The organism is Streptomyces sp. NPDC048291 (assembly GCF_043201715.1).
Taxonomy (GTDB): Bacteria; Actinomycetota; Actinomycetes; order Streptomycetales; family Streptomycetaceae; genus Streptomyces.
This window is the reverse complement of sequence record NZ_JBICZC010000011.1, coordinates 204,235-216,833: the sequence shown is the minus strand read 5'-3', so window position 1 is coordinate 216,833 and position 12,599 is coordinate 204,235. Positions and strand designations below refer to the sequence as shown.

The 12,599-nt window shown below is 73.0% G+C and carries 13 protein-coding genes and 1 tRNA gene; 1 reads left to right on the top strand and 13 read right to left on the bottom strand.

Annotation, left to right across the window (positions count from 1 at the left end):
* Positions 1 to 12 precede the first annotated feature (12 nt).
* The gene (locus tag ACGF5O_RS29415) at positions 13 to 1,431 is read right to left on the bottom strand and encodes an NAD-dependent succinate-semialdehyde dehydrogenase (RefSeq protein WP_393813118.1); all 1,419 of its coding nucleotides are present in this window, start codon (positions 1,429 to 1,431) and stop codon (positions 13 to 15) included.
* A gap of 56 nt (positions 1,432 to 1,487) precedes the next feature.
* The gene (locus tag ACGF5O_RS29410; RefSeq protein ID WP_393812893.1) at positions 1,488 to 2,462 is read right to left on the bottom strand and encodes an ornithine cyclodeaminase family protein; all 975 of its coding nucleotides are present in this window, start codon (positions 2,460 to 2,462) and stop codon (positions 1,488 to 1,490) included.
* A gap of 129 nt (positions 2,463 to 2,591) precedes the next feature.
* On the opposite strand from ACGF5O_RS29410, the gene ACGF5O_RS29405 reads away from it, so the two are divergent.
* Positions 2,592 to 3,290: a GntR family transcriptional regulator gene (locus ACGF5O_RS29405; RefSeq protein WP_393812892.1), complete on the top strand. Its 699-nt coding sequence runs from the start codon at positions 2,592 to 2,594 to the stop codon at positions 3,288 to 3,290.
* On the opposite strand, the gene ACGF5O_RS29400 is transcribed toward ACGF5O_RS29405, so the two are convergent.
* From ACGF5O_RS29400 to ACGF5O_RS29350, 11 genes are all read right to left on the bottom strand, one after another.
* Complete coding sequence (locus tag ACGF5O_RS29400; protein WP_393812891.1) at positions 3,287 to 4,198, bottom strand: TIGR01777 family oxidoreductase; 912 nt, start codon at positions 4,196 to 4,198, stop codon at positions 3,287 to 3,289. The genes ACGF5O_RS29405 and ACGF5O_RS29400 overlap by 4 nt on opposite strands.
* A 127-nt stretch (positions 4,199 to 4,325) precedes the next feature.
* Positions 4,326 to 5,843: an FG-GAP and VCBS repeat-containing protein gene (locus ACGF5O_RS29395; protein ID WP_393812890.1), complete on the bottom strand. Its 1,518-nt coding sequence runs from the start codon at positions 5,841 to 5,843 to the stop codon at positions 4,326 to 4,328.
* A 285-nt stretch (positions 5,844 to 6,128) separates the two neighbouring features.
* A tRNA-Pro gene (locus ACGF5O_RS29390) sits at positions 6,129 to 6,202 on the bottom strand.
* Between the two features lie 117 nt (positions 6,203 to 6,319).
* Positions 6,320 to 6,679: an MmcQ/YjbR family DNA-binding protein gene (locus ACGF5O_RS29385; RefSeq protein WP_393812889.1), complete on the bottom strand. Its 360-nt coding sequence runs from the start codon at positions 6,677 to 6,679 to the stop codon at positions 6,320 to 6,322.
* 30 nt (positions 6,680 to 6,709) lie between these two features.
* Entirely contained in the window at positions 6,710 to 7,246 is a 537-nt protein-coding gene (locus ACGF5O_RS29380) for a GNAT family N-acetyltransferase (protein WP_393812888.1), read from the bottom strand.
* Complete coding sequence (locus ACGF5O_RS29375) at positions 7,243 to 7,869, bottom strand: helix-turn-helix domain-containing protein (protein ID WP_393812887.1); 627 nt, start codon at positions 7,867 to 7,869, stop codon at positions 7,243 to 7,245. Before ACGF5O_RS29375 ends, ACGF5O_RS29380 begins: the two co-directional genes overlap by 4 nt.
* Positions 7,870 to 7,915: 46 nt before the next feature.
* A complete protein-coding gene (locus ACGF5O_RS29370) occupies positions 7,916 to 8,818 on the bottom strand; it encodes a LysR family transcriptional regulator (RefSeq protein WP_393812886.1) in 903 nt (300 codons plus the stop codon).
* A 49-nt stretch (positions 8,819 to 8,867) separates the two neighbouring features.
* Positions 8,868 to 10,061, bottom strand: a complete 1,194-nt coding sequence (locus tag ACGF5O_RS29365) for a glycine C-acetyltransferase (RefSeq protein WP_393812885.1) — start codon at positions 10,059 to 10,061, stop codon at positions 8,868 to 8,870.
* 79 nt (positions 10,062 to 10,140) lie between these two features.
* Positions 10,141 to 11,169: an L-threonine 3-dehydrogenase gene (gene tdh / locus ACGF5O_RS29360; RefSeq protein ID WP_393812884.1), complete on the bottom strand. Its 1,029-nt coding sequence runs from the start codon at positions 11,167 to 11,169 to the stop codon at positions 10,141 to 10,143.
* 177 nt (positions 11,170 to 11,346) lie between these two features.
* A complete protein-coding gene (locus tag ACGF5O_RS29355) occupies positions 11,347 to 11,718 on the bottom strand; it encodes a YybH family protein (protein ID WP_393812883.1) in 372 nt (123 codons plus the stop codon).
* Positions 11,719 to 11,773: 55 nt separating this feature from the next.
* Entirely contained in the window at positions 11,774 to 12,487 is a 714-nt protein-coding gene (locus tag ACGF5O_RS29350; RefSeq protein ID WP_393812882.1) for an SDR family NAD(P)-dependent oxidoreductase, read from the bottom strand.
* Positions 12,488 to 12,599: the final 112 nt, after the last annotated feature.

Here is a 12,599-nt window from a genome sequence, read left to right as displayed (position 1 = left end):
GCTGTGGTCCTTTCACAGGTGCGGGGTGCCGGCGCCTTCCCAGGCGAGGTACTTGAGTTCGAGGAACTCCTCGATGCCGTAGACCGAGCCCTCCCGGCCGGTCCCCGACTGCTTGACGCCGCCGAAGGGGGCGACCTCGTTCGAGATGAGGCCGGTGTTGACGCCGACCATGCCCGCCTCCAGGGCGGCGCCGATCCGCCAGACGCGCTCGGCGTCCCGGGCGAACAGGTAGGCGGCGAGGCCGGATTCGGTGTCGTTGGCGGCGCGGACCGCGTCCTGCTCGTCGGTGAACCGGATCAGCGGGGTGACGGGCCCGAAGGTCTCCTCCCGGGTCACGGCCATGCCGGCGGTGACACCGGCGAGGACGGTCGGCTCGTAGAACAGCCCGCCGCGCGCGTGCCGTCGGCCGCCGTGGAGGACCTCGGCGCCGTGCCCTACCGCGTCGGCCACCTGGGCCTCCACCTTGGCGACGGCGTCCTCGTCGATCAGCGGCCCCTGCTGGACGCCGTCCTCGAACCCGTCCCCGACGACGAGTTCGGCGACCCGCGCCACGAGCTTGGCGGCGAACGCGTCGTACACGCCGTCCTGCACGTAGACCCGGTTGGCGCTGATGCAGGCCTGCCCGGTGTTGCGGTACTTGGCGGCGAGCACGCCCGCGACCGCCAGGTCGAGGTCCGCGTCGTCGAGGACCAGGACGGGGGCGTTGCCGCCCAGTTCCATGGAGGTCCGCTTCACGGTCGCCGCGGACTGGGCGAGCAGCAGTCGGCCGACCTCGGTGGAGCCGGTGAAGGTCAGCTTCCGCACCAGGGGGTTGGCGGTCAGCTCGGGGCCGATCTCGCGGGGGTCGCCGGTGAGCACGTTGAAGACGCCGGCGGGTATGCCCGCGCGCTCGGCGAGTTCGGCGAGGGCGAGGGCGGTCAGCGGGGTCTGCTCGGCGGGCTTGAGGACCATGGTGCAGCCGGCGGCGAGTGCCGGACCGGCCTTGCGGGTGATCATCGCGGCCGGGAAGTTCCACGGCGTGATCGCCGCGCAGACGCCGACCGGCTCCTTGAGGACGACGATCCGCCGCGAGGCCTCGGGCGCCGCCAGCACGTCCCCGCGCACCCGCTTGGCCTCCTCCGCGAACCACTCCAGGAAGGAGGCGGCGTAGGCGACCTCGCCGAGCGCCTCGGCGTACGGCTTGCCCTCCTCCAGGACGATGAGCCGGGCGAGGTCCTCGGCATGCGCGGCGACCAGGTCGTACCAGCGGCGCAGGATCCGGGAGCGCTCCTTGGCGGCCAGGGCGCGCCAGGCCGGCAGGGCGCGGTGCGCCGCGTCGATCGCCTCCGTGGTCCGCGCGCGGTCCAGGAGGGGCAGTCGGGCCAGCACCTCGCCGGTGGCCGGGTTGTGCACGGCGAAGGTGTCCGGGGCCGTCAGCCACCTGCCGTCCACGTAGGCGGCGTTCTTCAGCAGGGAGACGTCGTCGAGTCCGCCGCGCACGGGGGTCCTCACTTCGCGACCGGGGAGACGGTGACCGGCAGTTCGGTGCCGAGGGAGAGCCCGGCGGCCCGGCGCACGCACATCGCGGCGACCGCGAGGTCCTGGACGGCGGAGCCGACGGACTTGTAGACGACGATCGCGTCGGCGTCCGGACGCCCCCGCACCCGGCCGGAGACGACGTCGGCGAGCGGGACCAGCTTCCCGGCGAGGTCGACGCCCGCCTCCTTGGCGGCGATCAGGTCACCGGTCTCGCAGGCCACTTCGTGGAGCTGGTCGGCGACGACCAGGGCGGCCCGCTCGATGACCCCGGTGTCCAGCTCACGCTGTTCGGGCAGCGTGGAGCCGATCGAGACGACGGTGGCGCCCGCCGGTACCTCGCGCAGGGTCGGCCGTTCGTCCCGGGAGCGGGCGGCGCACACCACCAGACCGGCGCCTTCGACGGCCTTCACCGCGCTGTCCGCCGTGTGCAACGGCACGCCGAGGTCGGCGAGCGTGGACGTGAACCGGGTTCGGCTGCCGGGGTTGGGACTGAACACGGTGACCGAGGACAGCTCACGGACCGCGGCGAGGGCACGGACATGGTGCTGCGCCTCGAAGCCGGAGCCGATCACGCCGACCGTGACCGGCCCGGGCGGGGCGAGGACGTCGGCGGCGAGCGCGGAGGTGGCCGCCGTACGGAAGCCGGTGACCGCGTTGCCGTCGAGGAGCGCCAGCAGCTCGACGGTGTCCTGGTCGAACAGCGGGATCAGGTACGAGGCGCGTCGGCTCCGCGGAGAGGCGGCGATCAGCTTGGCGCCCATCGGAGCGCCGTCTCCCGGCACCCCGCTGAGGGTGCGCAGCCACAGGCCCTCGCCGCGGGCCATCGTGCGCGGCGGGAAACGGGCCTCGTCCGGTGGCGCGCAGTAGGCGGCGCGCAGGGCGGCGACGGCCTCGGGCCAGCCGAAGGCGGCTCGGACGTCGGCGTCGGTCAGAAAGATCGTCACGGGCACCCCGTCGGGAGAGGGCTGAGCATCCAATGTGCTGGACATTGAACATTGGATATTCTGTACAGACAAGGCCGTGCCGCTAAGTTGTCCGGAGCGGAAAAGGGAAGAACGAAGGAGCGGGTGGATATGCCCAGCATCCAGCGGCGCGCCGCCGACCTGGTGTTCGAGCACCTGCAGGAGCGCATCGTCTCCGGCGAGCTGGCCCCCGGGGACCGGCTCGACCCCACGGAGATCGCCGCGAGCCTGGGCGTGAGCCGCACCCCGGTGCGGGAGGCCATCCTCCAGCTGGACAGCGCCGGTCTGGTACGACGGCTGCCCTACCGGGGCGTGGTCGTGGCCGACGTCGACCTGGGCCTCGCGGAGGAGGTGGCCGCGCTGCGGATCCACCTGGAGACGCTGGCCGCCCGAATCGCCGTACCGAGGCTGCGGGACGAGGACCTGGCCGCCATGCGGGACGCGCACGAGCGGCTGGAGTCGGCGCTCTCCGGCGACGACGCGCAGCGGGACTTCAACGGACTCAACCGCCGCTTCCACATGGCCCTCTACCGGCGTGCCGGGTCCTCGGTGCTGCTGCGCGAGATCGAGGGCCTCGCCGACCAGGCCGAGCGCATCCGGATGCACTTCGACCTGCGGCACAGCCCGGCCGGACGGCACCACGCGGCGATCCTCGACGCCTGCGAGCGCGGGGACGCCGAGGCCGCGGCGGCGGCGACCCGCGACCACATCCTGACCGCGCACCGAATGGTGACGGGCGACGGCCACCGCCTCGAACCGGGCTCCCCGCTCGCGGCGGTGCTGGCCGCCTCGGGCGCGCCGATCGCCTAGCCCGCCTTCCCCAGCGCCGAGCTGAGCGCGTCGTCGATGGCGGGCTCGCGGAAGGCGAAGCCGGACTTCAGCAGGCCGTCCGGGACGGCCCGGCAGCTGCCCGTGATGCCCTCGGCGAACTCACCGAGGACGGTCCGCAGCGCGAAGGCGGGGACGGCGGCGAGGGTGGGGCGGTGCAGGATCCGGCCCGTCGCCCGGGTGATCTCGCGGTTCGTGAGCGGTTCGGGGGCCGTGAAGTTGAGGGGGCCTGCGACGTCCTCGCGGTCGAGCACGTGGCGCAGGGCGGCGATGTGGTCGGGCAGCGAGATGAACGGCCAGAACTGGTCGCCCGAGCCGAGCCTGCCGCCGAGGCCGTACCGGAAGAGCGGGAACAGTCTGCCCCAGGCGCCGCCGTCGGCGGAGACGACGAGACCGGTGCGGGGGTGGACGACGCGGACGCCGGCCCGCTCGGCCGGCGCGGCGGCGGACTCCCAGCCGACGCAGACGGAGGCCAGGAAGTCGTGTCCGGCCGGGTCGGACTCCGTGACGACACGGTCGCCGGTGTCGCCGTAGTAGCCGGTGGCCGAGGCGGAGACCAGCACCCGGGGCGGCCGGGCGGCCTCGGCACAGGCCTCGGCGACGGTCCGCGTCCCCAGGAGCCGGCTGAGCCTGATCTCGTCCTTGTACGCAGCGGTCCAGCGCCGGTCGCCGACCCCGGCTCCGGCCAGGTGGACCACGGCGTCGACGCCGTCCAGGACGGCCGGGTCCAGCCGGGCGCCGGGCTCCCAGGCCGCGGATTCGCTGCCGTCCGCCGCCGGCGCCACGGTCCGGCCGCGGGTCAGACGCAGCACACCGTGGCCGTCGGCGAGGAGGGAACGGGTGAGGGCGGAGCCGATGAGTCCGGTGGATCCGGTGATCGCGACGCGCATGACGTTCTCCGATGAGCAACTGTTTGATAATTCAAACCAACGGTCGTCAGCGTACTCCGGCCGGATGTCCGCAGGGCGTAAGCGACCGGGCGGGGCGGCGACCTGCGCGCCGCCCCCGCCCGCCTCGCTAGGGGGCCAGGGTCTCGCCGAAGCGGGCGTCGGGCACGGGGGCGCTCAGGGCACCGCCGTTGAAGGACCAGGATCCGCTGCCGGCGGGGCCGTTGGCCGTGCCGGGGAAGACCCAGGCGGCGCCGTCGTCGGTGTCCTCGCCGGGCGCGGAGGCGATCAGTTCGGCCTTGCCGTCCTGGTTGGCGTCGACGAGCCGAAGGGCGCCGCCGAACCAGTCGCCGTCCTCGTTGTCCCCGGGCACGGACGGGGTGCTCTGGCTGTAGCTGACGAGGCCGCGCGGGGTGAGTCCGCGGGCGGTACCGCGCACCACCCAGGCGGTGCCCGGGTCGGTGAGGCTGTTGATGTCGTTGCCCGGCGCGCCGATCGCGGCGTCGGCGTAGCCGTCGCCGTTCACGTCCGCCACGGTGACGGCACCGCCGAAGCGGTCGCCGACCTTGTCGTCGCCGGAGGCGCCGATGCTCGTCTGGTCGAAGTGCTGGGCGGCGTCCGGACCGCTCAGGCCGGCGGGCCCGCCGAGGAAGACGTCGACGGTGCCGCCGTCGACCAGGACCTCGTTGAGGTCGTCGCTGTCGGTCGGGGAGCCGAAGACCACGTCGGTGTAGCCGTCGTTGTTGACGTCGCCGGAGGCGCCGACCGGGCCGCCGCGCAGTCCGCGGCCGTACGTCAGCCCGTCGGGGCCGCCGGGCAGGTAGCTGGCCGCGCCGAACGTCTCGACGGGGATCACCGATTCGTAGACGGTCAGGGTGCCGAGCAGGACCACGTCGTCGGCGCCGCTCCTGTCGTAGTCGCCGGAGGTGAGGCCGGTGGGGGTGAAGTCCTCCGCCCACTTCCAGTTCATCGGAGTCGCCTGGAAGGTGTGGGTGCCGCCGGCGCCGGCCTGGAAGCCGTACGTCTGCAGGGACTTGCCGCTCAGGAGGGCGAGTTCGGTGCGGGAGCCGTGGAAGCGGCCGGTGGCCAGGCCCAGTCCGAAGTGTCCGCGTGTCGTCGGTGTGCTGTCCTGCAACAGGAGCGCGCCGGTGGCCCGCAGCCCGTTCGCGGAGCCCCACAGGACGACCGCCGCTCCCGCGTCGGCGGTGGTCCCGGCGTCTCTCCCGGGCATGCCGACGACGAGATCGGCGTAGCCGTCGCCGTCCAGGTCACCGGACGTGGTGGTCCGTCCGAAGCCGTCGCCGGCCTGGGCGAGGCCGGGTATGCCGGGCGTGCTCAGGCTGAACGTCGCGCGGCGGGCGGTGGACAGGCCGCTCGCGGATCCGTACAGCACGGCGACGTAGCCGGCGCCCTTCTGGGCGCTGACGGTGCCGCCGGGGGCGGAGATCACGGCATCGGGGTAGCCGTCGCCGTTGAAGTCGTCATGGGCGGCGGCCAGGGCCGCGGGTGCGGCGGGCGCCGGAGCGGCCGTCACGGTGATCGTGGCGGCGATGGTGAGCAACACGGTCACCGCGGCCGGCCCGGACAGCAGGTTCGCTCGGCCGCGGAGGGTTCTGGGCGTGCTCGTGCTGGAACGCGTACTGGGCACTTCGTGGCTCCTGGGATCTCGGCGTGGCCCGTCGGGATGGAGTCGTGGGGGTACGGCAAGGGCCCGTCCCCGCCGCCGCGGGGTTGGACCGGCGATCCGGCCGAAGGGTTGTGCCCCGTCGTGCCCGGGGATCCGGAACCGCGGACCGCCCGGCGACCGGGCGGGGAGAGGCAGCGACCACCCGCGGCCCGGAGAGGGGGACTTGTCCCCGGCCGTTCCCGAGAACGAGCAAGGGCCGGTCTCGGATGCTCTCCGAAACCGGCCCTGAACTGCGACTGTATCCAGTCGGGACGACAGGATTTGAACCTGCGACCCCTTGACCCCCAGTCAAGTGCGCTACCAAGCTGCGCCACGTCCCGATGCCGTTTGACCTGGGGATTCCCCGGGCGAAACGCGCAGGGAAACAATACCGCACTCGGCTCGGTGGTCGCGCACGCCTTTCGTCCCGGCCGGTCGGGACGGCTCCCCGGGGGCGGTCAGCTCCCGCCCGGCAGCCCCAACTCCGGGTGGGAGTCCAGGAGCCGGGGCGGGGCCGCCTGCCGCCAGGAGTCGGCGAGGATGTCGCGCAGTTCTCCCTCGTCCTCCAACGCGGCGAGCCGGACCCGGACCCAGGCGAACTGCGCCTCGTGATCGGCGATCCAGAACTTGCCCGGTTCGGCGAGCACCAGTTCCTCGCGCTCCTCCTTGGGGCAGCGCACGGCGATGGAGGTCTCGTCCTCGGGCAGCGTGGCGAACATCTTCCCGGCGACCCGGAACGTGGGCATGCTCCAGGCGATCTTCTCGCTGGTGTCCGGCAGGGACAGGGCGACACGGCGTACGTCTTCGGCTTCCGGCATGCCCCGAACCGTAGTCCCCGCCACTGACAGTCACCTGGTGAGAGCACCCACGTGCTTGTAGTAGAGGGTCGTCGGGCGCAGTACGCCGGTGGGGTCGAGGGCGTAGTCGGGGATGACGCCGGCGCGGGTCCAGCCGGCCGCGCGGTAGAGGCGCTCCGCGGGGCTGTCCGTCTCGGTGTCGAGGTGGAGCAGGGTGATCCCGGCGCCGGCCGCGGCCTCCTCGGCGACGGCCAGCAGGCCGCGTCCGACGCCCCGGCCGCGGGCGTCGCGGTGGACCATGAGCTTCACCAGCTCGGCGCGGTGCGGGCTGTTCGGCTTGCCGGGGTAGGGGAAGGCGAGGCCGACCGTGCCGACGGTCCGGCCGGCGTCGTCCAGCGCGGCCCAGACGGCGAGCTGCCCGGCGGCCACGGCGGCCACCCGCTCCCGCCACCAGGCGACGGCCCGCTCCAGGTCGAAGGGGGCGAGGAAGCCGACGGACGCCCCGCCGTTCACGGTGTCGGTCAGCAGCTCGGCCAACTCTCCCACCCGGAGGGACAGTTGATCCGCTTCGAGGCGCAGTGCCCTCATGGCCGCACCACCGCCAGCACATACCGGGCCGCCGCCGGTCCCGCGCACCGGAACCGGGTCGGCCCCCACACCCGCAGCCGCAGGCAGTCCCCCGTCTCCAGGAGATGCCCGGTCCCCTCCGCCGTCACGGCGAGGCTCCCGTCGAGCACCCAGATGTGCTGCTCCAGGCCGGGCACCGGCGGGCGGTCGTAGGCGATGTCCGCCCCGGGCGCGAGCCGGCCCTCGACGAGTTCGCCGCGCAGTCCGCCGTGCGGCGGCGACACGGACCGGCGTACGAATCCGGCGGCGCGGTCCTCCCACACCTGCTGCTCGGCGGCGCGCAGCACGGGCGCGGGCTCCGCCTCGACCTCGCTGAGCAGTTGGGACATGGTCCGGCCGTAGACGTTGCAGAGGCGGTTGAGGAGGGCTGCGGTGGGGCTGGTCTCGGCCCGTTCGGCCCGGGACAGGGTGGACTTGCTGATTCCGCTGCGTTCCGCCAACTCGCCCAGGGACCAGCCGTGTTCGGTGCGCAGTTCGGCGAGGCGACGGCCGAGACGGGCGTCGACGGGGTCGGGGGCGACCGAGCCGGGGGCGACCGGGTCCGGAACGACCCGGGCAGGGGCGGCCGCCGCTTCATGTTCCATATCCGGGACGATATCCCTGATATGAAACATCCGCGTTAAAGAAGCCTCACAGCCCCGCCGCCTCGCCCAGGGCGTCGAGCACCGGGCGGATCAGCGGATGGCCCTCGGCTCCGCGCCGTACGGCCGCGAAGACCCTGCGGGTGGGGGCGACGCCGTCGACGGGGCGTACGACCACACCGGTCAGGTCCGTGCCACGCAGCGCGGAGCGCGGGACCAGGGCCACGCCCGCGTCGGCCGCGGCCAGCGCCACCACGGCCCGGAAGTCGTCGGAGGAGTGTTCGAGCCGGGGCTGGAAGCCCGCGCTCTCGCAGGCCAGGACGACCACGTCGTGGCAGGGGTTGCCGGGATAGGGGCCGATCCAGGTGTCCTTGGCCAGTTCGGCGAGGGGGACCTCGGCGGCCTCGGCCAGCCGGTGATGGAGCGGGACGACGGCGTCGAACGGCTCCGCGTACAGCGGCACGTGGGTGAGCCGGGGGTCGTCGGCGGGCGGGGCCCCTCGGTACTCGACGGCGACCGCGACGTCGACCTGCCGGTCCAGGACCATGGGGAGGCTGGCGTCGCCCTCGGCGTCCTGGACGCGGATGCGGATGCCGGGGGCGGTGCGGGCGAGGTGGGCCACGGCCGGGGCGACCACCTGGGCGATGCCGGTGGCGAAGGCGGCGACGGTGACCGTGCCGGCCTCCCCGGAACCGTATGCGGCCAGCTCGGCCTCGGCCCGCTCCAGCTGGGCGAGGACCGCGTTGGTATGGGCGAGCAGGATCTCGCCGGCCGCCGTCAGCCGTACGCCCTTGGCGCTGCGCTCGACCAGGCGGTGGCCGGTCTCCTGTTCCAGGGCCGTCAGCTGCTGGGAGACGGCCGACGGGGTCAGGTAGAGCGCGGCGGCAGCCGCCGTCACGGTGCGGTGGTCGGCCACCGCACGGAGGATGTGGAGCCGCCGCGCCTCGATCATGAGGTTGATTATCGCAATATGTCGGAGCCGCTCGGGCCGTCGGCCCCGCTCAGCCCGCCAGCTCCGCGCGGGCCGCGACGAAGGCGTCCACCGCGCGGTCGACGTCGTCCGTCGAGTGGGCCGCGGACAGCTGGACCCGGATCCGGGCCTGCCCCTGCGGGACCACCGGGTAGGAGAAGCCGATCACGTACACGCCCCGCTCCAGCAGCAGCTCGGCCATCCGGCTCGCCTCGGCCGCGTCGCCGATCATCACGGGGGCGATGGCGTGGTCGCCGGGAAGGATGTCGAAGCCCTCCTCGGTCATCCGGCGGCGGAACAGCGCGGTGTTCTCGGCGAGCCGGACGCGCAGGTCGTCCGCCGCCTCCAGCAGGTCGAGGACCTTCAGCGAGGCCGCCGCGATCACCGGGGCGAGGGTGTTGGAGAAGAGGTAGGGGCGGGAGCGCTGGCGGAGCAGGGCGACGATCTCGGCGCGGGCCGCGACATAGCCGCCGGAGGCGCCGCCGAGGGCCTTGCCGAGGGTGCCGGTGACGATGTCGACGCGGTCCATCACGCCGTGCAGCTCGGGGGTGCCGCGGCCGGACGGGCCGACGAAGCCGACGGCGTGCGAGTCGTCGACCATGACCATCGCGTCGTAGCGGTCGGCGAGGTCGCAGATCTCGCGCAGCGGCGCCACGTAGCCGTCCATGGAGAACACGCCGTCGGTGACGACCAGGCGGCGCCGGGCGCCCTGCGCCTCCTTGAGCTGCCGTTCCAGGTCGGCCAGGTCGCGGTTGGCATAGCGGAGGCGGCGGGCCTTGGAGAGGCGGATGCCGTCGATGATGGAGGCGTGGTTGAGGGCGTCGGAGATCACCGCGTCCTCCTCGCCGAGGAGGGTCTCGAAGACCCCGCCGTTGGCGTCGAAGCAGGAGGAGTAGAGGATCGTGTCCTCCTGGCCGAGGAACGCGGACAGCCGGGCCTCCAGCTCCTTGTGGACCTCCTGGGTGCCGCAGATGAAGCGGACGGAGGCCATGCCGTAGCCCCAGCGGTCCAGGGCCTGGTGGGCGGCGGCGATCACCTCGGGGTGGTCGGCGAGGCCGAGGTAGTTGTTGGCGCAGAAGTTGAGGACCTCGCCGGGACGGCCGCCGGCGGTGACACCGACGGTCGCGGACTGCGGGGTGCCGATCACCCGCTCGGGCTTGTGCAGCCCGGCGGCGCGGATCTCGTCGAGGGTGGTGCGCAGGTCGTCGCGCACGGAGTCGAACATTCCGGAAGCTCCTAAGGATTTACGCGAGGAATGACGCGAAGAATGACGCGCGGAACGGCACTGCGGATCACGCGGCGCATCACGCGGTCCAGTCGAGGATGACCTTGCCACCGCGGCCGCTCGCCGCGTCGGCGAAGGCGGCCTCGAAGTCGCGGTAGCCGTAGCGGCCGGTGATCACGGGAGAGAGGTCGAGTCCGCCCTCCAGGAGAACCGACATCGCGTACCAGGTCTCGAACATCTCGCGGCCGTAGATGCCCTTGATGGTGATCATCGAGGTGACGATCCGGGCCCAGTCGACGGGGAACTCCTCCGCGGGCAGGCCGAGCACGGCGATACGGCCGCCGTGCGTCATGTTGGCGATCATGTCACGCATGGCCTCGGGGCGGCCGGACATCTCCAGGCCGATGTCGAAGCCCTCGCGCAGCCCGAGTTCCCGCTGCCCGTCGGCGATCCCGGTCCGCGCCACGTTCAGGGCGAGGCTCACGCCGATCTTGCGGGCGAGGTCGAGGCGCTCCTCGCTGACGTCGGTGATCACGACGTGGCGGGCGCCCGCGTGCCGGGCCACGGCGGCGGCCATGAGACCGATCGGTCCCGCGCCGGTGATCAGGACGTCCTCGCCGACCAGCGGGAAGGAGAGGGCGGTGTGCACGGCGTTGCCGAACGGGTCGAAGATCGCGGCCACGTCGAGGTCGACGGGGACGCGGTGCACCCAGACGTTGCCCGCGGGCAGGGCGACGTACTCGGCGAACGCCCCGTCCCGGCCGACGCCCAGGCCGACCGTGGCCCGGCACAGGTGGCGCCGTCCGGCCTGGCAGTTGCGGCACTTGCCGCAGACGAGGTGGCCCTCGCCGCTGACCCGGTCGCCCACCTTGACGTCGGTGACGTCGCGGCCGGTCGCCGCGACCTCGCCGACGAACTCGTGGCCGACCACGAGCGGGGTGGTGATCGCCTGCCGGGCCCAGCCGTCCCAGGCCCGGATGTGCAGGTCGGTGCCGCAGATGCCGGTCCGCAGGACCTTGATCAGTACGTCACCGGGTCCGACCGTGGGCTCCGGCACGTCCGTGAGCCACAGCCCGGGCTCCGCCTTCTCCTTGACCAGCGCCTTCAACGCTACGGCTCCTGTGCGTGAGGTCCCGGCCGCGGGGACGCCGAAGCGGCCCGCGGCCGGGGAGGGGGGTGGAATCTCACAGCAATCTGCCGCACCCGGGCGCATCGGTCCATCGAGGATTTCTTAAGCGCCGCCACAGCTCGGCTTCACACCCCCGGAACACCCGGCAGGAGACGGCTAGTCGAGGCGCGAGACCTGGTAGTGGGCGATGTGCCAGTCCTCGCCCGTCCGGGTGACGAGGACGGAGAGTTTCACGTCCAGCGGGGGCCGGTCCGTGAAGGAGAACTCGACGGCCAGGTAGCCGAGGACGACGCCGTCGGCGGGCCGCCGGGTCTCCAGGACGCGGTACGCCGCCTTCATCCCGAGGGGCTGGGAGTCGTAGTACGCGGCGACGCCCTGCCGTCCGACGCTGTAGGGGTGCAGTCCCTGGAAGACGGCGTCCTCGGTGAACTGGGCCGCGACGCGCTCGGGTTGGTGTGCGCCGACGGCCGCCTGCCATCGGTCGAGGACCGCGCTCAGGATCGCCGTGTCCTCCGTCGTGCTGGTCATGTCCGCTCCTTGCTCTCCCTGGTGGGTGACGTTCCGTTCCGTGCCGTGCCGTGCCTCAGTGTCCGGCGCTCATGCCGCCGTCGACGTGCAGGATCTCGCCGGTGACGAACGGCGCGGTCTCCAGGAAGAGCACCGCGTCGACGATGTCGCTCACTTCACCCATCCGGCCGACCGGGTGCAGGGCGGCGAGGAACTCGTGGGTCTCCGCCGGGTGCATGGGGGTCTTGATCGTGCCGGGTGACACCGCGTTGACCCGGATGCCGCGGGTGGCGTACTCGATCGCGAGCGACTTGGTCGCCGACTGCAGGCCGCCCTTGGTCAGCGAGGCCAGGACGGAGGGGACCCGGGCGTCGGCGCTGTCGACCAGGCTGGTGGTGACGGTGACGACGTGCCCGCCGCCCCGGGCGAGCAGGTGCGGGACCGCCTGCTGGGTGAGGTGGAAGAAGCCGGTGACGTTGATGCCGGTCACGGCCGCGTAGTCCGCGGCGGTGTAGTCGGTGAACGGCTTCGCGACGAAGACGCCGGCGTTGTTGACCACGGTGTCGATCCGGCCGAACCGCTCGACGGCGGCGGCCACGACCCGCTCGGCGGTCGCCGGGTCGGCGATGTCCCCCTGGACGGTCAGGACGTCGGCGTCGTCGGCGGGGGCGATGGTGCGCGAGGTTGCGACGACCGCGAAGCCGAGCTTGCGGTACCCCTCGACGAGGGCGGCGCCGATGCCCTGCGAGGCGCCCGTGACGATCGCGACCTTCTGCTGCTGCGTGCTCATGATGACCTTCTCCGTGCTGCTCCGTAGTGGCTGACCGGTTACTAGCCGACCGGTCGACTATTGAGAAGGTAGGACGGGCCCGCCGGGGGTGCCAGGATCGGTTTCCTCCCGG